The organism is Thermodesulfovibrio thiophilus DSM 17215, from assembly GCF_000423865.1.
In the GTDB taxonomy this organism is placed as follows: domain Bacteria; phylum Nitrospirota; class Thermodesulfovibrionia; order Thermodesulfovibrionales; family Thermodesulfovibrionaceae; genus Thermodesulfovibrio; species Thermodesulfovibrio thiophilus.
Genome location: NZ_AUIU01000011.1, coordinates 38,351 through 58,680 on the forward strand (window position 1 = coordinate 38,351; position 20,330 = coordinate 58,680).

Genomic DNA, 20,330 nt, shown 5'->3' on the forward strand with positions numbered 1-20,330 from the left:
GTCTTCCTCCTAAAGCTCAATCTTTACTGGAACTTTGACAAGACTGACTGTTTTTTTAATTATGTCTTTTGTATTAAACACTTTCAGTTTATTAAATAGAAGCTCAAACTTTTGCTCAAGCTCTGTCATTAATGGCTCTTTAACTTCTCTGGGAAGACTCCACCACTCTTTTTTAAATAGACCGAATCCTTTTTTTCGAGTGCTATATATGAATTGCTCTTCAGTCTGCCCTTCTTTCTGCTCTGAGGCAAACTGTTTTTTTAAAGCTTCATAAATCATTGTTCTGAATTCTTCTGGAAGATGTTTACTATCATAAATGATATTCTGGAATCCAGTTGCGAGATGGATCTCTGATGCTCCTATTTCAGGAAATTTGTCAAACGCTTCTTCAGGAAGGGTGCTTGCTCCGTGCTGAACACATCCAGAAAGTCCATATTCTTTACGAACAAGGTCAGAAAGAATTCTGAGAGTTTCAAAATCTATCTTAACCTGTGCAATACGGCCATCAGGAAGGACTACTCCACCATGTTTTGTTCCTGTCTGAACACTGAGTTTACTTAAGCCTTTTCCTCCTTTAAATATATCTCTAAATCCATTAAGATATGCCCTTGCTTCATCTGGGGTGGAGTTTTTTCCTCCTATCTCTCCAATTTCGCCTCCGATTGAGATTGTAACTCCATGTGGCTCGATTTTTCTTACATATTCAGCAAGAATAGCAGTGTTTTCAAAGTTAGGCCTCTGCTGTTCATATACTGTGTCTTTGCTTAGGTCAACAAGTGTAGAGGTGTCAATGTCAATGTTGTAAAACTCAGCTTCAATTGCTTCTTTTATCAAGCTTTTAAGATAGTTTATTTCTGCATCCGGGTCCTTTTCAAAATATCTTCTTACGACCTGGAAGTGGTCTCCCTGTATGAAAACCGATCCTTCGAATCCTTCTCTTATTGCAGCAGCTAAAACACATGCAGAATATTCAAGTGGTCTTTGTTTTGTATAACCAATTTCAGAACGGGCGATCTCAAAAATTAAAGCTCCGACATTTTGAGTCGTAGCTTTTCTGAAAATTGCTCTTGCAACATCATAGGTTAAACCACGAATATTAATTGCAGGCACTGTGAAACCAGGAAAATTCCTGCCCATCTCTTCGTACAGTCCATGAATTGAAGCAGGAATAACACCCATTTCTTTCGCCATTTCTTTAATTAATAACAATTGTTTTATTTTTTCTTCTTCATTTTCTTCAAAAACTGCGTTGAATATAATTTCATCCATTGATTTTCGTGTCAGATCTTTATTTTTAATAGCAATTTTGCCATTCTCAATACTTAAAATCTCTGATAATTTTTTTAATGTCATAATACACCTCCGTAAAAATTTTCTATATTATACCCAATTTAAACTATATAAAATCCACTTGAGTTGACAAATGAATTATTTTTTATTTAGAATTATTCTAATATGAAGAGAATAAAATGGACACCACAGAGACTTGCAATTTTAAAATTTCTTGATGGTAATAAAGACCATCCATCAGTAGAAGATATTTATGAAGCTTTATCAAAAGATTTTCCTACAATGTCTGTAGCGACTGTTTATAATGTTTTAGAGTTTTTAAAAAATACCGGAAGAATAAAAGAAATTTATGTTGATCCCCAGAAGAGAAGATTTGATCCTGATACAACAACACATCATCATGCCATATGTATAAATTGTAAAAGAGTGTATGATATTTATCAAGATATTGAAATTCCAACTTTAAATCAATACCTTCCAGATTTTAAAATTATCGATACTCACATTCAACTACATGTTCTTTGTCCTGCATGTAAGAGCAAGACAGATATTAAATTGGATGAAAAAGAGTATCAGTGCACCATATGTGGTTCAATAAGAACAGCTAAGCACAAGCCTCATAAATGTTTTTCCTGTGGTAGCAAGGGTTCTATGCAGGAGATCAATCTTACAAACAATAATTAAAAAATAATTAAAAAATGAGGAGGTTGATTATGATTAGCAATGAATTAATGGAAAAGCTTCAGAAAGCGATTGCAAGAGAGCTTCAGGTTAGTATTCAGTATATGTGGCAGCATGTTTTAGCAAAGGGGATTAAAGCTGAGCCTGTCGGTGTATTATTCAGACAGTTTGCAATTAATGAGATGTTACATGCCGAAAAAATTGCTGAGAGAATCTCTTTTTATGGAGGAATCCCTACAACTCAACCAGACCCTATTACTTTGGGTAAAAATTTAAAAGAAATGATTGAAATAGATAAAAAAGCAGAAGAAGAAGCTGTGTCACTTTATAAGCAAATAATAAGACTTGCTGAAAAGGAAGAAGATTTTGTAACAAGAAAGCTTTTTGAACAGATTCTTGAAGAAGAAGAGGGGCATCTTGATAAATTCAGTTCTCTTCTTGAGGAATAGGAAATGAAGTCTGAGGAATTAAAAAGTGGAATTTACTGGGTTGGTGCAATAGATTGGGCAATAAGGGATTTTCATGGATATGAAACTCCTCGGGGTACAAGCTATAATAACTACCTGATTGATGATAAAGAACCAACACTTCTTGATGCTGTTCATCATGACTTCGTTCACATATCTATAGATAATATATCCAGAATTATAAGCCCTGAAAAAATTAAACACATCATTATAAATCATATTGAAAATGATCATGCCTCAGGGGTCGAGAAAATTTTAGAGATTGTTCCTGAAGCGAATATTTATATTACAGAACGAGGCAAGAAAGGATTAAACAGATTCATTGACCTTTCAAAATATAAAGTCAATATTGTTAAATCAGGAGATAAACTTAAAATAGGCCAAAGAACTCTTCTTTTCATTGAAACCCCAATGATGCACTGGCCAGATTCAATGTTTACTTATATTCAAGAGGAAAAAGTTCTTATAAGCCAGGATGCCTTTGGCCAGCACATTGCTTCTATTGAAAGATTTGATGATGAGTTTGCTAAGAATAATTCAATGGAAGATTTAGAGGATGCTGTTATTGATTACTATGCAAACATTCTTATGCCATATGGCAGTGTTATTAAGGGGAAAGTTGAGGAGATTAAGAAGCTTGGAATTAAGATTAATATGATAGCACCTGACCATGGTGTAATATGGCGTTCTCATATTGATAAAGTATTAAATTTATATTCAAGCATGGTTGATGCAAAAGCGCAACTCAGCAATGTTATTGTTTATGATACAATGTGGCATAGCACAGAGCAGATGGTTTTTCCGATTGCAAAAGGTCTTGAAGATGAAGGAGTTCCTGTAAAAATCATCAAACTGAGATCAACCCCCAAAAGTGTTGTTATAAAAGAAATATGGAAAGCAAGGGGAGTGATTATTGGTTCTCCAACTCTTAATAATGGATTGTTTCCTTCTGTTGCAGAACTCCTCACATATTTAAAAGGACTTAGGCTTAAGAACAGACTTTTTGGAGCATTTGGAAGCTATGGCTGGTCTGGTGAGGCAGTCAAGGAGATGTATGATGTTGCTAAGGCAATGAAACTTGAAACGTTTGAACCAGGCATAAAAGTTTTATATAAACCATCTGAGGAGGATCTTGCTAAATGCTATGAGTTTGGAAAAGCCTTTGGGAAGGCATTAAAAGAGTATCATGCAAAAATTTAGAAGGAGGGATGAATATGGAAAAGACACTTAAAAATCTGATGGAAGCATTTGCTGGTGAATCTCAGGCAAACAGGAAATATCTTGCTTTTGCAAGAAAAGCAGAGGAAGAGGGATATCCGGGAGTGGCAAAACTTTTTAAAGCTGCTGCTGAAGCTGAAACAGTTCATGCACTTAATCATCTTAAAGCTGCAGGTGGAATAAAAAATACAAAGGAAAATCTTGAAGCAGCAATCAGTGGTGAAACATATGAATTTGAAAGCATGTATCCCCCTATGATTAAAGATGCAGAAGCGGAAAACGCTATACAGGCTAAAAGAAGCTTTTCTTATGCTTTTGAGGTCGAAAAGGTTCATGCAGAGCTTTTCAAAAGAGCACTTGAAAGTCTTGACAAAAAATTGAATGCTGACTACTATGTATGCCAGGTATGCGGGCATACAGTAGAAGGTGAGCCTCCTGAAAAATGTCCTGTTTGTGGTTCTCTTAAAAAAATGTATAAAAAGATCGATTAAAACTAATAAATGCTCCTCCGAAACAAGGAGGAGCATTAATAAAAAATGAGAATTCTTGCGATATCAGGATCACCAAGAAAAGGAAACTCAGAGATACTTCTTACAAAAGCTTTAGAATTATGTCAGCAATATAATCATCAAATATCCTTTATCAAAGCCTCAGATTTGAATATTTCAGGCTGTACAGAATGTGATGGATGTAGATGTACAGGAGAGTGCATTATCAGGGATGATATGGATGAAGTTTATACTCTTATAAAACAGACTCACAGGATTATAATAGCATCTCCTATTTTCTTTTTTGGTATTTCCGGACAGTTAAAACTCTTGATAGATAGATGTCAATGTTTCTGGTATGCTAAATATATGCTTAAAAAACCTATTCCTGATAAAGGATTTAAAAGAAAAGCCCTGCTTATACTTGTTGGAGGAATGAAAAAAGGACAAATCGGGGTTGAATGCTCAGAAGCAACTATAAAAGCATTCTTAAGAACAATCAATGTTAAGGAACATGATATGCTTTCATATTTGGGATTTGATGAAGCAGGATCTATTTTAAAACATCCTTCAGCAATGAATGATGTAATTAGAGCTACCAGGCAACTTTTAAGCCATGATTGAGTATGTGCAATTTTTCCCCACATTAAGATGTGATAAAAGTTGCGATTTCTGTTTTAATAAATTAATTACGAGCAATACAGATTTTCCTGAAGAAATGCTTGAAGCATTCGTTGATATCTTAAAGAGAAACGAAGTTTATAAACTTGATATTCTTGGTGGTGAACCTTTTCTTTATGATTCTCTAACAAAATTAGTCCATTTTGCTATCGAAAGTGATATAGAAGTTACTATTAGCACAAATGGAAGTTTCATTGAAAAAATAGAAAGTTTTGTTAATATTTTTAGAAATGAAAAAATCAAAATCGGTGTTTCAATTAATTATGACGCTGACCCTGAAATTTTCAATCTCATAAAAAAATATAGACTCTGGATTAAAAGTATATTTAATAGAGGTATCTCAGAAGAACTTCTTAAATTTGCAAAAAAATTTGGAATTCCTTATTATCTTCTTTACATGGATGCAGTAACAGTGAAAGATCTGGAACAATCAATGCCTTTTTATGAATTTATTACATTTATAGAAGAATTAAGATTTCTGTATCCAAACATTCAGCCTGTTTTCTGTAGAGGATTTACAGGAAGCTATGCTAAATATCGTTGTCCTGCAGGAACAGAAAAAATAACTGTAATGCCTGATGGATCAGTATATCCCTGTTATCTTCTGGCAGGATTTGAAGAGTTTTGTCTCGGTAATATCTTTGAAGATTGTATTAATGAAATTTTAAATTCCGACAAACTCAAGATATTTAAAACTTATAATGCAGTATGCACTAATTCATCATGTCATTTAAAAAATGATTGTAATGGAGGATGCGTGGCTCATAGCATTATTCACTATAAAACATATGATAAACCGGATCCAAGATGTAAGGGAGTCATTTAAAATGATACAATATTTAAAAATAGGAGGAATAAAAATGGGAGAGATGTTAAGAGTTGAAAATCTCCATGTATCTGTAGAAGGAAGGAAGGTTCTTGAAGATATTAATTTTTCTATAGATTATGGAGAAATAGCAGTTCTTTTTGGGCCAAATGGAGCAGGGAAAACAACTTTTATCATGACATTAATGGGTTTTCCAAAGTATAAGGTAGAACAGGGAAGAATTTATTTTAACGGTATTGATATAACGCACATGGATGTTTCTGAGAGATCAAAGCTTGGAATGGGAATTTCTTTCCAGCGCCCTCCAGTTGTAAGAGGTGTAACCCTGAAAAAATTATTAACCATTATTTCCAACGGTAAAAGTGATTCACAACTAATGGAACTTGCCGGAAAGCTTAACCTTTTAGGGCATTTAAATAGAGATGTAAATGATGGATTTTCAGGAGGAGAGGTAAAGAGAGCTGAGCTTTTACAATTACTCATGCAAAATCCTGATCTTGTCTTTATTGATGAACCAGAATCAGGGGTAGACCTTGAAAATATTGTGTTAATTGGTGAAATGACAAATCATCTTCTTGGAAGAGGGCAGAGAATAAAAGATCCCAAAAAAAGCGCAATAGTGATAACGCATACAGGGTATATTCTTGAGTACATTAATGCTGATAGAGGTTATATACTTTTTAATGGAAAGCTTATGTGTAAGGGAAATCCAAGAGATATACTTACTGAAATAAAGAAAAATGGTTACAGGAGGTGTGCAACATGCCAGTAAGCAAAAAATATATAGAAGAGATTAATTTAAAAGCAGAAAAAGCTATAAATAAGCCTGCTATTTATGGAGATGACATAGATTTAACAAAATTTCAAAAATATATTGAAAGAGGTAAAATTGAAAGTCTAGAACTTCTTCCTGAACTTGTAAAAGAAGCAGCAGTGATGGCTGGTGTGGATGTTGAGGAAAAAGAGCGTTCAGGCTCTTATGTTCAGATGGATCATTCTGTTGTATACAAAAGACTCAACAAACTTTATGAAGGTAAAGTTGAAATAATGAGCACAGATGAGGCGGTAGAGACTTATGACTGGCTTGAAGACTATTTCTGGAGAATTGTTCAGCCAGACACTGATAAATACACAGCTCAGGTTGCATTAAATCCAACGCATGGCTATTTTATTAGAATTCTGCCTGGACAGAAGCTTGAATATCCTGTACAGACCTGTCTTATGATTGCAGAGGGATACATAAGTCAGAATGTTCATAATATAATAATTGTTGAAGAAGGAGCAGAACTTAATGTAATAACTGGATGCACACTTTCTCGGTCTGATGCTACTGGAATTCACCTTGGTATTTCAGAATTCTACGTTAAAAAGGGAGGCAAACTATTTTTCACAATGATACATAACTGGGCAGAAAACTTTTACGTTAGACCCAGAACAGCGGTTTTAGTTGAAGAAGATGGTGTTTATGTAAATAACTATGCTTTGCTTAAACCTGTAAAATCAATACAATCCTTTCCAGTTGTTTACTTAAAAGGAGATAGATCTTCTGCGAGGTTTAATACAGTAATATATGGATTGGAAGAATCATACATTGACCTTGGTTCAAAAATAATATTTGAAGGTAAAGATACAAAAGGCGAGTCTATAGCACGAACAATTGCTGACCATACAAGCGTGATCTATTCACGAGGTGATTTAATTGCAAAAACTAATAACTACTGCATGGGCAGGCTTGACTGTAGAGGCATTATTTTTTCTCAAGAAGCTTCAATATATGCTATACCTCAGTTAATCTCCTACGGAGCAGACAGAGCAGACCTATCCCATGAAGCTTCGATTGGTCCTATCTCGGAGGAACAGGTTGAGTATCTTATGGCAAGAGGAATGACAAAAGATGAAGCCACCAGTCTTATTACTAGTGGTTTTTTAAATCTTGATATCCCGTTTCTGCCAGAAATTATAGATAAACATATTAAAGAAGTAGTACAGATTACATCAAAGGAATCAATGTAAAAAACAGCTGACCATGTGTCCAGGTGCAACTTCATACAGGGAGGGAGACTTATTTATGCAATCCTTCCCTGTATATTTACATCTTGGATGAAATACACATCCCTGTGGTAACTGTTTAAAATCAGGAACATTTCCAGGGATACCTTCTATCTTCTTTTTTTCCCCAGGTACACAATCTAATAGAGCCCTGGTATATGGATGCAAAGGATTTTTGAAAATTTCTTCCACTGAAGCCATTTCCATAATTCTTCCTGCATACATAACCATAACTCTGTCTGCATACTCACCGAGGATATTTATATCGTGTGTTATCAAAATTAAAGCTCTATTTTCTTTTTTTACAAGCAAGTACAGAAGATCGAGGATTTCTTCCTGTACAGTCACATCAAGCGCGGTTGTAGGCTCATCAGCAATGATAAGGTCTGGTTCACATGCTACAGCCATTGCTATCATTACTCTCTGCCTCATTCCACCAGATAGTTCGTGTGGATAGCTATTGATTGTATGAGCTATTTTAAACTTCTGCAATAACTGTTTTGTTTGCTCCAATGCTTCTTTTTTTGATAATTTATTATGATAAATGAACATTTCTGCAACTTGATATCCTATCTTAAGAACAGGATTTAATGAAGCCATTGGATCCTGAAATATACAGGCAATCTGTCTTCCTCGAATGTTTATAATCTCATTATAAGAAAGAGTTAAAATATTTTGATTTTTAAATATTAATTTGCCATTAATTAAGAAATAATCCGGCAATAGATTAATTATTGATAATCCTGTGAGTGTTTTTCCACTACCACTTTCTCCAACAATAGAGAAAATCTCACCTGTATTAATATGAAAATTAACATTATCTATATAGGTTGAATTTTTATATTGAATACTGAGGTTTTGAACCTGTAACAGCACGTTACTACTTGTTTAAAGCTTCTTTCAGAGCTTTGCTCATTTTAAAATTTATTGCTTTTTGAGGTGGAACATTAATCTGCTCACCTGTTTTGGGATTTCTTGCAATTCTTTCCTGCCTTTGTTTAAGTTTAAAATTGGCAAAGCCTCTGATTTCAATCTTTTCACCTTTTGATAAACTATCTTTCATGCAATCAAAAATCATATCTATGATTATTTCAATTTGTTTTTTTGTTAAAATATTTACTTTTTGAGCAACTCGTTCAACTAATTCTGACTTTTTCATGGTTCCTCCTCAATTTTAATTTTGTGGTGTTGGTAAATATAAGTAATATACTTGCATATAAGGTAAAATCTTTTTCAGCAATGACTCAGCATCTCCTTTTAAAAAATTAATCAATAATGGTGATTTTTTTATTACTATCTCTGGTTCACCTTTTATGTTACCAAGCTGTGCAGCTATTTTAATAGCATAGTCAAGGTCGCCAACTTCATCAACAAGCCCAAGATCTTTTGCCTTTAATCCTGTGAATACTCTTCCATCTGCTATTTTTTTAACATTTTCTAAAGGAATTTTTCGTCCTTCAGCAACAGCCTTAACGAATTGATCATGAACATCATTTGTTAATTTCTGCAAGATTTCTTTCTCTTCACTTTGTAACGATTTGAAAGGAGATGTAATATCCTTATATTTACCGCTTTTTATAACTTCTGCTTTTACTCCTATTTTATCAAGCAGTCCTTTTACATTTGGGATTTCTATTATTACTCCTATGGAACCTGTAAGTGTCCCTGGATTTGCAATAATTTTTGTGGCGGGGCAGGAAATGTAGTAGCCTCCTGACGCTGCAACTGATCCCATTGAAACGATAACAGGTTTAAATTTAACCGTTCGTTTAATTTCTTCATATATTTCCTGTGAAGGAACAACCGCACCTCCAGGGCTATCCACTCTTAAAATGATCGCTTTTATTGCATTATCCTTTCTGTATTGTTTCATTTCATCAATAATTGCAGTTCCATCAACAATAATACCTTTCACATTGACAATGGCTATTTTACCAGCAGACATACTGCTTTCCATAATTGTCATAAAAAAACTTATTAAAGCTATCACACCTATAATGATCAGGAAAATTTTAAGTTTTTTATTCTTCATTTTCATCTATTTTTTTCATGCTAAGTCCAATTTTTCTTTTTTCCGGATCTACCTTGACAACAATCACTTTTATTTCATCTCCTTCTTTTACAGGTACATTCTTCTCAATTTCAGAATTATAAACAAGTCCTTCTGCAATTCCTTCAAGGTCAACAAATAATCCATGCTCTGTTTTTCTAATTACTCTGGCATTGTAGACTTCTCCGACTTTGAACTTCTCAGGAATTTCTTTGAGCCAGGGGTCTTCACTTAGCTGTTTTATTCCAAGAGAAAGTTTTTCTTTTTCAGGTTCAAGATTTAAAATGACTGCATCGACCTTTTGCCCTTTCTTAAAAAGTTGCGATGGATGTTCAATATGTTTTGTCCATGATATGTCGGATATATGAATAAGTCCATCAACTCCTTCCGGTAATCGGACGAATACTCCAAAATCTGTTATTGTTTTAACTTTACCAGTAATTCTGTCACCAACTTTGTATTTTTTAGCTACAAATTCCCATGGCTTAGGCTTCAGTTGTTTAAGACTTAAAGAAATTTTCTTATGTTCCTTGTCGATATCAAGAATTTTTACATTTATCCAGTCATCAATTTCTGCATAATATGATGGGTGTTTTGAAACTGTCCAGTCTAGTTCGCTTATATGAACAAGGCCTTCTACTCCTTCTTCAAGCTCAACAAAAAGACCGAAATCTTCAATCCTTGTCACCTTTCCCCTAACTTTCATTCCAGGGTGATATTTTTTATCAATACTCTCCCATGGATCGCTCTTTTTCTGTTTATATCCAAGCGTTATTCTTTCGTTTTCCGGGTCAACTTTTAATATTATAAATTCATATTCCTTTCCAATTTCAAAAACCTGTGAGGGATGTTTGATTTTTCCCCATGATATATCAGAAATATGAAGAAAGCCGTCCAATCCTCCTAAATCCACAAAAACACCATAATTGGTTATATTTTTTACAGTACCTTTTATTTTTAGCCCTTCTTGAATTTTTTCAGAAAGTTCTTTTTTGAGGTTTTCTCTCTCTTCATCCAGATAGGCTTTTCTTGAAAAAATTAGAGAAGTTTTTAGATTTTTCCACTGTCCGTAAAGATTTTTTGGTGGCTCGATTTTTTCTATTTTTACTTTTAAAGTTTTACCTACGTATTCGTCCAGATTTCTGGGTTTTCTGAGTTCAAGCAGTGAAGCGGGTATAAAACCATTGATTCCATAAAAAGATGTTAAAACGCCTCCCTTTGTTTTACCAGTAACTTGAACTTCAACGGGAGTGCCTTTTTCATAGGCATCAATAAGAGTTTCCCATCCCTTGATTTTCAATGCTCTGTCTTTTGATAGAGATATTACACCCTGAGCATCATCTATTTTTTCAATAAAAACTTCTATTTCATCTGATTCCTTTATGTTTTCCAATTCTTTCTCGGAAAACTCTTTAAGTGGAATAATTCCTTCAAATTTATATCCAACATCCACTACGACACCATCATTTCTTATTGTCATTATTTTACCTTTTATTATTTCTCCTCTTTCCAGATGAGAAAGCGAACCTTCATACAAGCTTTCTAATTCTTGCTTTTCGCTCAACTGATTCTGCATGTTCCTGTTCCTCCTTAATTTATAAACTCTTTAATTTTATCAATAACTTCATCAATTATCCACTGAGGAGTTGATGCTCCAGCTGTTATGCCTATTGTGGTAGTGCACTCAATCCATTCTTTGTTAATTTCCTGTGCATTTTCTATATGATAGGTTTTAACCCCCATATTTTTACAGAGTCTGGCAAGCTGGGTGGTGTTTGCACTATTTTTACCTCCTACAACAATCATTAAGTCAACATTTCTTGCAACTTTTTCAGTTGCCTGCAGTCTTTTAGAGGTAAAATTGCATAGCGTGTTAAAGATTCTTATTTCTTCGAATTCATTACGAGAGTTTATTAATTCATTCATTATCTCTTTAACTTTCGTTAATGGTTGCGTTGTCTGTTGAATTATACCAATTTTTTTATTTAATATGGGAATTTCAGAAGAATTAATAACAATAGCATCAGGACCAGCATAGCTGAAAATTCCTTGAACCTCTGGATGTTCTCTATCGCCTATGATTACAACCTGATATCCCTCAGTAGCTAATTTTTCAGCAAGACTCTGAGCCCTTTTTACAAAGGGACATGTGGCATCTATAATTTCCATATCTTTTTGTTTGATCTCATTAAATTTTTCTTTTGGAATTCCATGTGCTCTGATTATCAATGTTTTTATTGATTTTTCCTTAGAAAGTTCTTCTAAAGGATAAACTCCTAATTCCTTAAGTTTTTCAACAACATGAGGATTATGAATTATAGGACCTAAAGTAAAAACTCTTTCTTTATAATTCCTGGCAACATCAAATGCTATATCAATTGCTCTTTTTACTCCAAAACAAAAACCTGCACCTTCTACCAGAACAATATTTTTTTGCATACTGTTTTTGATAATACAAGATATCAATCATCCTCTGCAACTTTTTTTAAAATTATCGATATAACTTCTTCTTTGGAACGGTTTGATGTATCAATATAAAATGCATCTTTAGTTCTTGTTAACGGCGCATTTTCTCTGGATGAATCCCGTATATCTCTGTTCATAACATCCTGCAGGGCTTCCTCGAAAGTGGTGTTAATGTTAGAAATTTTTAGTTGTTCAAATCTCCTGATTGCTCTTATTTTTGCAGATGCATCAAGATAAAACTTTTTCCATGCATCAGGAAAAACAACTGTTGTCATGTCTCTGCCTTCAGCAACAATATCATATTTTTCAGCGAATCTTCTCTGAACAGGCAACAAAAAGTCTCTTACAACTTTTTTAGCAGAAAGCACTGAAGTAATATAACCAATTTCAGGTGCTCTTATCTCAGTAGAAATATCTTTTCTTGAGAGAAACACTCTACCATCTTCATATTCAATATTGATTTGTTTTAGTTGTTCTTCTATCTCTTGATCTGTTATGGCTGAAACATTACAGTTGCTATACTTTTTAAAAAAATAGTATCCAATAGCCCTGTATAGAGCTCCTGTATCAAGATAAAGAAATCCAAGAGTTTTTGCAACTTCTCGAGCTATTGTGCTTTTTCCTGCACCAGATGGTCCATCAATGGCTATAACTTTCTTCATTTCTGAAGCATCTCAAGTAGCTCATAAAATTGAGGAAATGATATATCAACGCATTGAGCTTCTTTAATGAGAGTCGGCCTTTCAGCAATTAATCCAGCAATGGTTAAAGCCATTGCGATTCTGTGGTCTTTATAGGAGTAAACTTCAGCGCCTCTGAGTTTACATGGTCCATTTATTATAACTCCATCCTCAAACTCTTCTATTGGAGTTCCCATTTTCTTTAATTCTGTTACCATAGCTTTTATTCTGTCAGATTCTTTTACCCTTAGCTCCTTGGCATCCTTTATAATGGTTTTGCCATCTGTCTGAGTTGCCATAACACACAAAACTGGAAATTCATCAATGAGTCTTGGAATTAAACTGCCCTGGACTGTAACGGCTTTCAATTTATTTGAGGTTTTACATACAATATCTCCAACAGGTTCGCCTCCTTGTTGTTTCACATTTAAAATTTCTATATTTGCACCCATCTGCATCAGAACATCAAGAAAGCCTGTTCTTGTTGGATTAAGTCCCACATTTTTGATTAATATTTCAGACCCTGGAACCAAACAGGCTCCAGCAATAAAAAAAGCAGCTGATGAAAAATCATTTGGTATTGTCATATCAATTGAGCTTAACTCATCCTGTGGTGGTTTAATTTTTATTGAATAAGCCTCGTTATTATGTTCCTTAGAGGCTTTTTTTGTAATCGCATTCAGCTGTATTTCTGCTCCCATATTTTTGAGCATTCTCTCTGTATGGTCTCTGCTTTTGTGAGGTTCTATAACCTCGGTTTCACCATTTGCATAAATTCCAGCAAGTAAAATAGCACTTTTTACTTGAGCACTTGCCACAGGCATAATATATTTTATTCCTTTAAGATAGTTTCCTTTTACTACAAGAGGAGGAAATCTATCGTTCAGTCTTCCAAAAATATTTGATCCCATAAGTCTTAATGGTTCAATAACTCGTCTCATGGGCCTCTGCCTTAAAGAGTCATCTCCGGTAAGTACTGTTAAAAATGGCTGTCCTGCAACTATTCCACTCAAAAGCCTTATTGTGGTCCCGGAATTACCACAGTCAATAACATTATCCGGCTCTTTTAAAGATTGCAGTCCCTTTCCATTAATGATGATTTCCTTTGAATCCATTATTTCTATCTCAACTCCGAGAGATTTCATTGCATTAAGGCTGTTAATTGGATCCTGTGCCCAGAGAAAGTTTTTTATTCTCGATTGCCCTTTTGCTAAAGATGCAAACATCACTGATCTGTGAGAGATAGATTTGTCAGCAGGAGGTGTTATCTCACCTCTGAGATGTCTGATTTTCTTAATCATTCTTTCCATAGATTCAGTCAATACTCTCTCTTAATTTTTTTGCTTTTTCCATGAATTTTTTTAGTTCTTCAGTTGGTTCACTGGACATTAAAGTTTTTATCTCATCAAGTTTCCTGATAAAAACATCAAGACAATGCAAGATATTTTCCCTGTTCATCATGAAAATATCTTTCCATAACTCTGGAGAGCTTTTGGCAATTCTTGTGGAGCTTTTAAATCCGGAACCTGCATATTTTATAAAATTCGTATCAATCTCTGCTACTGTATTCACAAGGCAAAATGAAATTAGATGAGGCAGATGGCTCATCAAAGCATAGATTTTGTCGTGCTCTGCAGCATCCATAAACTCCACAACAGCACCTGTTGACTGCCATAATCTCATAATCCTTTCAACTGTTTTAATGTCTGTATGGTCAGTAGGTGTGATGATAACTTTTGCTTCTTTAAATAGGTCTGCTCTTGCATATTCAAACCCTGTTTTATCTGAACCTGCAATTGGATGTGTACCGACAAATTGAATTCCATCAGGAAAAATTTTTTCAAGTGTATTGACAACATGTTCTTTTACGCTTCCCACATCAATAACAACTGTTCCTTTTTTTAAATAACTAACCAGCTGGGTTGTCAGTTCTTCAAAAACTCCAACAGGAGTTGCCAGAACAATGAGGTCTGCTTTTGCACTTTCTTCAAGAGAAGTTGTGTAATGATCTATAATTCCTAGCTTTAAAGCTTCTTTAAGTCTCTGATGATTTCTTCCATAACCTATAATTTTTTTTGCTAATCCCTTTTCCTTTAAGGCTAATGCTAAGGAACCACCAACTAAACCAACACCAATAATTGAAACAGTGGTGAATCCATCCTCCATTATTAAACTTCCCTACCAATAGCCTTTGCAACTGCTGATATCTTTTGCATCATTTCTTGAAACTGTGATGGAGTTAGAGATTGTTCGCCATCTGATAGAGCTTCCTCAGGATTTATATGAACCTCAATCAATAGCATATCAGCACCAGCTGCAACTGAAGCAACTGACATTGGCACAACAAGTTCCCTTTTGCCAACTCCATGACTTGGGTCAACAGCAACAGGTAAATGACTCAATGACTTTAAGAGCGGAACAGCGCTCAAATCCAGCGTATTTCTTGTAGCTGTTTCAAATGTTCTTATTCCTCTTTCACAGAGTATAACCTTTTCATTTCCTCTTGAAAGTATGTATTCTGCAGCCATGAGAAGTTCTTTTATTGTGGCAGACATTCCCCTTTTAAGTAAAACAGGTTTATTAACAGACCCGACTTCCATTAAAAGTTTAAAATTCTGCATATTTCTCGTTCCAATCTGAAGAATATCAACATACTCTATCATAATATCTATGTCTCGTGGATCCATTATCTCACTGATAACAGGAAGTCCTGTTCTTTCCTTTGCTTCTTTTAAATATTGAAGTCCTTCCACTCCAAGTCCCTGGAAAGAATATGGAGAAGTTCTGGGTTTAAATGCTCCACCTCTTAAAAAAGTAGCACCAGCCAACTTTATTTTTTCAGCAATTTCAAATAGAGTAACTCTGTTTTCAACTGCACAGGGACCTGCAGCAATATGTATTTGTTTGCCACCAATAACCAGATTATCAATCTGAATGGTTGTATCTGTCTTTTTAAAGTCCCTACTTGCAAGTTTGTACGGTTTGAGAATTCTTACAACATCCTCAACTCCTGGGATTGCTTTTATTGCATTTTCCTCATCTTCGGTTATTTTAGATGTATCTCCTATAACTCCAATTATTGTTCTTTCAGTACCTTTTGAGATATGCGGTTTAAGACCTTTTACTTCAAGCTTTTTAACGATTTTTTCAATTTGTTCATCGCTTACATCAGGTTTTAATACAATAATATCCATATAATTAACCTCCAAAAATTTTTTTAAACGCACTGATAAATGCTTTATTTTCATCAGGTAAGCCTATTGTCACTCTGATTTCTGCTGGGCCAACAGGTCTTACTATCACACCCTGTATTAGCAAAGTATCAAAAACTTCTTTTGAACTCATTTTATCAGGCAATATTATATAGATGAAGTTAGTCTGTGTTGGAATATATTTAATCTCTGAGATTTTATCAAGTTCACTGTAAAGATATTTTTTGCCATTTTCATTGATTTCAATTACTTTCTTTAAGTGTTCGTCGTCTTTAACTGCTATTTCGGCCGCAATCTGGGCTATTGTATTTGTGTTAAAAGGCTGTCTTATTTTATTTATTTCTGTGATTATTTCCTTTTTAGCAATTCCATAACCAATCCTGAGACTGGCAAGTCCATAAGCCTTTGAAAATGTGCGTAAAATTAATATATCCCTGTCATCTTTAAAGTGTTCTAAACTGTCAGGATAATCAGGCTCTCTTACATACTCATAGTAGGCTTCATCTATGATAACAAGAATGTTATCTGGTATTGCTTTCATGAATTCACCAAACTCTTTTTTGTAATTAATAGTGCCTGTAGGATTGTTTGGATTGGCAATAAAAATAATTTTTGTTTTATCTGTGACTTTTTTTAACATCTCTTCAAGGTTGTGTCTGTAATCTTTAAGAGGAACTTCACATGCTATACCACCCTGGGCTATTACACTCATAGAATAAACAACAAAGGATGGTTGGGCCATAATTGCTTCATCACCAGGACCAATGTATGTTCTTACAGCGATATCTAAAAGTTCATTTGATCCATTACCGAGAATTATTTCATCATGGCTTAATTGTATTCCCTTCTTTAAAAATAGCTCACAAAGAGCGTTTTTAAGTTCGTACCCACTTCCCTCAGGATATCTTCCAAGTTCTACAGGCTTTGATAGAAAGTCTTTGATTGCATTAATAACTTCTGGAGAGGGACCTACAGGGTTTTCATTTGAGGCAAGTTTAATGCACTCTTTTATCCCTATCTCTCGTTCAACTTCTTTAATTGGCTTTCCTGGAATATAGGGCTGGATTTTTTCAACATAGGACAGCGGTTTAATCATAAATGCAAAATCCTCCTTTATTCAAATATTGGATATGACCCAAGATGAACAACTTCTGTGCAGTATTGTTTTACCGATTCTAAGGTTTTTTGAACTATTTCATCTGTAATATGTCCGATAAAATCAACAAAAAATATATATTCCCACTTACGCATCTTCGCAGGACGGGACTCTATTTTTGTGAGGTTTATATTAGAATCTTTAAATGGTTTCAATGCATTGTAAAGTGCTCCTGGCTTGTCTTGAAGTGAAAACATTATTGAGGTCTTATCAGAACCTGTTTTGGCAGAAAAATTCTTCGATAGAATGAAAAATCTTGTATAGTTATTAGAATAATCTTCAATATGCTTTGCCGCGAATTTAAGGCCATAAAGAGTAGATGCAAACTCACTTGCTATAGCAGCAATTTCTTCATCATGTGAAGCCTGTCTTGCTGCTTCTGCAGTTGAAGCAACATCATAAACAGGAATTCCGGGCATATTTTTCTGTAACCATTCTTTACATTGAGCTTTTGCATGAGGATGAGAATAAATCTTCTTTATTTTTCTCTTCTCTCCTGTAAGAGAAAGTAAGTGATGTGAAATTGGAATTGTTATCTCACCAGAGATTTTTGCATTATATTGCATGAACATATCAAGGGTATAGGTAACAGTTCCTTCATTTGAGTTTTCAATGGGTACAACTCCAAATTTTGTTACTCCTTTTTCCACGGATTCGAAGATATTTTTAATGTTATCTTTAGGTTCAAATTGCGCAAAGCTACCGAAATACTTTATCGCTGCAAGATGCGTGAATGTGCCTTCAGGGCCAAGATAAGCAATCTTCTGTGATTCCTGTAAAGAAAGAGTGGCTGAAAGAATTTCTCTGAAAAGAGTTTTTATTGTTTTATCTGAAAAAGGTCCTTCATTCAGTTGAGCGAGATTTTTTAAAACTTCTCTCTCTCGTACAGAATCATAAAAAGAAAGCCCTTCTGCTTTTTTTATTTCTGCTATCTGTATAGCAAGTTCTGCTCTTTGATTTAGAAGTTTGAGTATTTTTTTATCAATGTTGTCAATGTTTTTTCTTAATTTAGCTAATCTTTCATTTTCCATTTTTTATTCTATCATAGAATATGATAAAATTCTAAAATTATGGGAAATATGAAAAACAGCCTTATGGACAGAATATTAAACTGGATAGCCTGTCATGATGACGAACCTCCATTTCTTCTTGTTGATAGAGAGATTTTAAAAGAGAAAATTTCTTTAATCGGCAGAGGAATTAAAAACTCACGAGTATTCTATGCGGTCAAGGCTAATCCAGATATAGAGGTTATTAAATACCTGAGTAGTTTTCAAATAGGTTTTGAGATAGCATCAGAGGGCGAACTTGCAATTCTGAAACAGTTGAATATTGAGGCTGAACGTATTATAACCAGCAATCCAATAAAAACATTCAAATTTCTTAGAGAAGCTGCTGAATATGGAATTGATTATTTTGCTTTTGATTCAGTAGCTGAAGTTGATAAGCTTGCAAAGTATCTACCCGGTAAAAAGGTTTATGTGAGGTTATCTGTTCCAAACGAGGGTAGTGAATGGCCATTAAGTAAAAAATTCGGAGTTGAGATAGAAGAAGCTGTAAAGCTACTTATTTATGCAAGAAAAAAAGGACTTGATCCTGTAGGAATTACTTTTCATGTAGGTTCTCAATGCAGTAATGTTTATAACTGGCATATTGCAATAGATAAGGCGCATCAGGTAAAAGAACAGGCATTTAAGGAAGGTATAGAAATTAAAATGCTCAATATAGGCGGTGGTTATCCGATTCAATATCTAAAGAAAGTTCCAGACATAGAAACAATAGAGTTAAAAATTAATAGTCTTCTTCAGGAGTATTTCCCTGAGACGGAAATTTTTATTGAACCTGGAAGGGCTGTGATAGGAGATGCAGGGGTTTTTGTGTCAAAAATAATTGGAAAAGCAAAGCGAGGCAATGAGAACTGGCTTTATATTGATGTGGGGGTTTTTAATGGATTGATGGAGAGCATTGGAGGTATAAGATATCAGTATATTGTCGGAAGCCGATTGGAAGAAAAAGAATGGACTGTAGCTGGACCAAGCTGTGATAGCATGGATGTTCTTGATAAATCCGTGCTATTATCTGAGCCAGATGTTGGTAGTCTAATTCTTATACTTTCTGCTGGAGCCTATACAATATCCTATGCATCTGAATTTAATGGTTTTTCAATTCCAAAAACTTTTTTAATTTAGGAGGATTGCTATGATTAAATTTTTTGAACAGGACCCTTATGCACCGATAAAGTATGTATACAATGTGGACAATATCCTATACAAAGCTAAAAGCAAGTTTCAGGATATAATGGTTTTAGAAAATTCTTATTTTGGGAAAATTCTTGTTCTTGACGGAGTTGTCCAGCTTACTGAAAGAGATGAGTTCATTTATCATGAGATGTTAACTCATGTTTTAATGCATGCTCATCCAGATGCCAGGACTGTTGCTGTTATAGGAGGTGGCGATGGTGGAGCTGTTAGAGAGGTTCTAAAGCATGACAGTGTTAAAAAATTATATTTTATCGAAATTGACGAAGAGGTTGTAAATGTTTCAAAAAAATTTTTCCCAACTGTGTCATCTTCAGTAGATGATCTGAGAGTAGAGTTAAGGTGTATGGATGGAGCAGAATTTATAAAAGAGATGAAGAATGCTCTTGATGTTATAATTGTCGATTCAACTGATATTATAGGTTTTGCAAAAAGTCTGTTTACAGTGGAGTTTTTTAAGTCAGTGAGGGATGCTCTTACTGAAACCGGAATGTTTGTTACACTTTCTGAATCTCTTATTTTCCATAAAGACCTTGTTTATGAAGTACAGAATGCGATGAAGCTTATATTCCCGATAGTAGACCTTTATACTGCAAGCATAGCTACATATGCAGGAAACTGGTGGAGCTTTTCTGTTGGCTCAAAATCATTAGATCCGAGACAGATCAGAAAAAATGTAACAGTTAATACAAAACTTTATACCTCTGACTTGCACAGATCATGTTTTTTACCAGCTGACATATATAAAAAACTCTTAAATAAAGAACTTATCTGGTAACCTGTTGACTTTTTTTAGACTTGAATGATA

22 protein-coding genes are annotated in these 20,330 nt (G+C 34.4%); 10 read left to right on the forward strand and 12 right to left on the reverse strand.

The genetic code is table 11. The annotated features are described in order from the left end of the window. Positions 1-9: 9 nt before the first annotated feature. Positions 10-1,353, reverse strand: coding sequence for a class II fructose-bisphosphate aldolase (locus G581_RS0101265; protein ID WP_028844253.1), 1,344 nt, complete (start codon positions 1,351-1,353; stop codon positions 10-12). 102 nt (positions 1,354-1,455) lie between these two features. Here G581_RS0101265 and G581_RS10205 point away from each other — a divergent pair, with 102 nt between their 5' ends. The 8 genes from G581_RS10205 to G581_RS0101305 are packed head-to-tail and all read left to right on the forward strand — an operon-like array spanning position 1,456 to position 7,664. Further along, positions 1,456-1,974, forward strand: coding sequence for a Fur family transcriptional regulator (locus tag G581_RS10205; RefSeq protein WP_038064607.1), 519 nt, complete (start codon positions 1,456-1,458; stop codon positions 1,972-1,974). A gap of 29 nt (positions 1,975-2,003) precedes the next feature. After that, positions 2,004-2,420, forward strand: a complete 417-nt coding sequence (locus G581_RS0101275; RefSeq protein ID WP_028844254.1) for a ferritin-like domain-containing protein — start codon at positions 2,004-2,006, stop codon at positions 2,418-2,420. Between the two features lie 3 nt (positions 2,421-2,423). Beyond that, on the forward strand, positions 2,424-3,638 hold the full coding sequence (locus G581_RS0101280; RefSeq protein WP_028844255.1) for an FprA family A-type flavoprotein: 1,215 nt from the start codon (positions 2,424-2,426) through the stop codon (positions 3,636-3,638). Between the two features lie 14 nt (positions 3,639-3,652). Next, on the forward strand, positions 3,653-4,147 hold the full coding sequence (locus G581_RS0101285) for a rubrerythrin family protein (protein WP_028844256.1): 495 nt from the start codon (positions 3,653-3,655) through the stop codon (positions 4,145-4,147). Between the two features lie 45 nt (positions 4,148-4,192). Beyond that, entirely contained in the window at positions 4,193-4,768 is a 576-nt protein-coding gene (locus G581_RS10210) for a flavodoxin family protein (protein WP_051178658.1), read from the forward strand. Beyond that, the gene (locus G581_RS0101295; protein WP_028844257.1) at positions 4,761-5,651 is read left to right on the forward strand and encodes a radical SAM/SPASM domain-containing protein; all 891 of its coding nucleotides are present in this window, start codon (positions 4,761-4,763) and stop codon (positions 5,649-5,651) included. Before G581_RS10210 ends, G581_RS0101295 begins: the two co-directional genes overlap by 8 nt. Before the next feature lie 43 nt (positions 5,652-5,694). Continuing rightward, positions 5,695-6,423: an ABC transporter ATP-binding protein gene (locus G581_RS0101300; RefSeq protein WP_028844258.1), complete on the forward strand. Its 729-nt coding sequence runs from the start codon at positions 5,695-5,697 to the stop codon at positions 6,421-6,423. Continuing rightward, a complete protein-coding gene (locus G581_RS0101305) occupies positions 6,414-7,664 on the forward strand; it encodes a SufB/SufD family protein (protein WP_028844259.1) in 1,251 nt (416 codons plus the stop codon). The genes G581_RS0101300 and G581_RS0101305 overlap by 10 nt, the downstream gene beginning before the upstream one ends. Here G581_RS0101305 and G581_RS0101310 read toward each other — a convergent pair. From G581_RS0101310 to pheA, 11 genes are read right to left on the reverse strand one after another with little or no spacing between them, the layout of a single operon-like run. After that, positions 7,656-8,576, reverse strand: a complete 921-nt coding sequence (locus G581_RS0101310; protein ID WP_028844260.1) for an ABC transporter ATP-binding protein — start codon at positions 8,574-8,576, stop codon at positions 7,656-7,658. The two genes, G581_RS0101305 and G581_RS0101310, sit on opposite strands and share 9 nt — an antisense overlap. Positions 8,577-8,580: 4 nt before the next feature. After that, entirely contained in the window at positions 8,581-8,859 is a 279-nt protein-coding gene (locus tag G581_RS0101315) for an HU family DNA-binding protein (RefSeq protein WP_028844261.1), read from the reverse strand. A 15-nt stretch (positions 8,860-8,874) separates the two neighbouring features. Next, positions 8,875-9,738: a signal peptide peptidase SppA gene (sppA, locus tag G581_RS0101320; RefSeq protein WP_239639008.1), complete on the reverse strand. Its 864-nt coding sequence runs from the start codon at positions 9,736-9,738 to the stop codon at positions 8,875-8,877. Then, complete coding sequence (locus G581_RS10215; protein WP_038064728.1) at positions 9,722-11,326, reverse strand: 30S ribosomal protein S1; 1,605 nt, start codon at positions 11,324-11,326, stop codon at positions 9,722-9,724. Before G581_RS10215 ends, sppA begins: the two co-directional genes overlap by 17 nt. A 14-nt stretch (positions 11,327-11,340) precedes the next feature. Beyond that, positions 11,341-12,189: a 4-hydroxy-3-methylbut-2-enyl diphosphate reductase gene (gene ispH / locus G581_RS0101330; RefSeq protein WP_038064610.1), complete on the reverse strand. Its 849-nt coding sequence runs from the start codon at positions 12,187-12,189 to the stop codon at positions 11,341-11,343. 23 nt (positions 12,190-12,212) lie between these two features. After that, positions 12,213-12,878, reverse strand: a complete 666-nt coding sequence (cmk, locus tag G581_RS0101335; protein WP_028844264.1) for a (d)CMP kinase — start codon at positions 12,876-12,878, stop codon at positions 12,213-12,215. After that, entirely contained in the window at positions 12,875-14,206 is a 1,332-nt protein-coding gene (gene aroA / locus G581_RS0101340) for a 3-phosphoshikimate 1-carboxyvinyltransferase (protein WP_028844265.1), read from the reverse strand. Before aroA ends, cmk begins: the two co-directional genes overlap by 4 nt. A gap of 4 nt (positions 14,207-14,210) precedes the next feature. After that, entirely contained in the window at positions 14,211-15,062 is an 852-nt protein-coding gene (locus G581_RS0101345) for a prephenate dehydrogenase (RefSeq protein WP_028844266.1), read from the reverse strand. Positions 15,063-15,064: 2 nt separating this feature from the next. Further along, complete coding sequence (gene aroF, locus G581_RS0101350) at positions 15,065-16,090, reverse strand: 3-deoxy-7-phosphoheptulonate synthase (protein WP_028844267.1); 1,026 nt, start codon at positions 16,088-16,090, stop codon at positions 15,065-15,067. Between the two features lie 4 nt (positions 16,091-16,094). Beyond that, complete coding sequence (hisC, locus tag G581_RS0101355) at positions 16,095-17,204, reverse strand: histidinol-phosphate transaminase (RefSeq protein ID WP_028844268.1); 1,110 nt, start codon at positions 17,202-17,204, stop codon at positions 16,095-16,097. Positions 17,205-17,221: 17 nt separating this feature from the next. Then, positions 17,222-18,295: a prephenate dehydratase gene (gene pheA, locus G581_RS0101360; protein ID WP_028844269.1), complete on the reverse strand. Its 1,074-nt coding sequence runs from the start codon at positions 18,293-18,295 to the stop codon at positions 17,222-17,224. Between the two features lie 39 nt (positions 18,296-18,334). On the opposite strand from pheA, the gene G581_RS0101365 reads away from it, so the two are divergent. Together G581_RS0101365 and speE are read left to right on the forward strand one after the other, a co-directional pair. Continuing rightward, the gene (locus G581_RS0101365) at positions 18,335-19,453 is read left to right on the forward strand and encodes a type III PLP-dependent enzyme (RefSeq protein WP_028844270.1); all 1,119 of its coding nucleotides are present in this window, start codon (positions 18,335-18,337) and stop codon (positions 19,451-19,453) included. A 10-nt stretch (positions 19,454-19,463) separates the two neighbouring features. Continuing rightward, entirely contained in the window at positions 19,464-20,300 is an 837-nt protein-coding gene (speE, locus tag G581_RS0101370; RefSeq protein WP_028844271.1) for a polyamine aminopropyltransferase, read from the forward strand. Positions 20,301-20,330: the final 30 nt, after the last annotated feature.

Coding starts and splice junctions, on each gene's coding strand:
- G581_RS0101315 (WP_028844261.1), bottom strand. CDS start 8,859: ATGAAAAAGTCAGAATTAGTTGAACGAGTTGCTCAAAAAGTAAATATT.
- aroA (WP_028844265.1), bottom strand. CDS start 14,206: ATGGAAAGAATGATTAAGAAAATCAGACATCTCAGAGGTGAGATAACA.
- G581_RS10215 (WP_038064728.1), bottom strand. CDS start 11,326: ATGCAGAATCAGTTGAGCGAAAAGCAAGAATTAGAAAGCTTGTATGAA.
- cmk (WP_028844264.1), bottom strand. CDS start 12,878: ATGAAGAAAGTTATAGCCATTGATGGACCATCTGGTGCAGGAAAAAGC.
- aroF (WP_028844267.1), bottom strand. CDS start 16,090: ATGGATATTATTGTATTAAAACCTGATGTAAGCGATGAACAAATTGAA.
- sppA (WP_239639008.1), bottom strand. CDS start 9,738: ATGAAAATGAAGAATAAAAAACTTAAAATTTTCCTGATCATTATAGGT.
- G581_RS0101295 (WP_028844257.1), top strand. CDS start 4,761: ATGATTGAGTATGTGCAATTTTTCCCCACATTAAGATGTGATAAAAGT.
- hisC (WP_028844268.1), bottom strand. CDS start 17,204: ATGATTAAACCGCTGTCCTATGTTGAAAAAATCCAGCCCTATATTCCA.
- ispH (WP_038064610.1), bottom strand. CDS start 12,189: ATGCAAAAAAATATTGTTCTGGTAGAAGGTGCAGGTTTTTGTTTTGGA.
- speE (WP_028844271.1), top strand. CDS start 19,464: ATGATTAAATTTTTTGAACAGGACCCTTATGCACCGATAAAGTATGTA.
- G581_RS0101265 (WP_028844253.1), bottom strand. CDS start 1,353: ATGACATTAAAAAAATTATCAGAGATTTTAAGTATTGAGAATGGCAAA.
- G581_RS0101275 (WP_028844254.1), top strand. CDS start 2,004: ATGATTAGCAATGAATTAATGGAAAAGCTTCAGAAAGCGATTGCAAGA.
- G581_RS0101300 (WP_028844258.1), top strand. CDS start 5,695: ATGTTAAGAGTTGAAAATCTCCATGTATCTGTAGAAGGAAGGAAGGTT.
- G581_RS0101365 (WP_028844270.1), top strand. CDS start 18,335: ATGGGAAATATGAAAAACAGCCTTATGGACAGAATATTAAACTGGATA.
- G581_RS10205 (WP_038064607.1), top strand. CDS start 1,456: ATGAAGAGAATAAAATGGACACCACAGAGACTTGCAATTTTAAAATTT.
- G581_RS10210 (WP_051178658.1), top strand. CDS start 4,193: ATGAGAATTCTTGCGATATCAGGATCACCAAGAAAAGGAAACTCAGAG.
- G581_RS0101305 (WP_028844259.1), top strand. CDS start 6,414: ATGCCAGTAAGCAAAAAATATATAGAAGAGATTAATTTAAAAGCAGAA.
- G581_RS0101280 (WP_028844255.1), top strand. CDS start 2,424: ATGAAGTCTGAGGAATTAAAAAGTGGAATTTACTGGGTTGGTGCAATA.
- G581_RS0101345 (WP_028844266.1), bottom strand. CDS start 15,062: ATGGAGGATGGATTCACCACTGTTTCAATTATTGGTGTTGGTTTAGTT.
- G581_RS0101285 (WP_028844256.1), top strand. CDS start 3,653: ATGGAAAAGACACTTAAAAATCTGATGGAAGCATTTGCTGGTGAATCT.
- pheA (WP_028844269.1), bottom strand. CDS start 18,295: ATGGAAAATGAAAGATTAGCTAAATTAAGAAAAAACATTGACAACATT.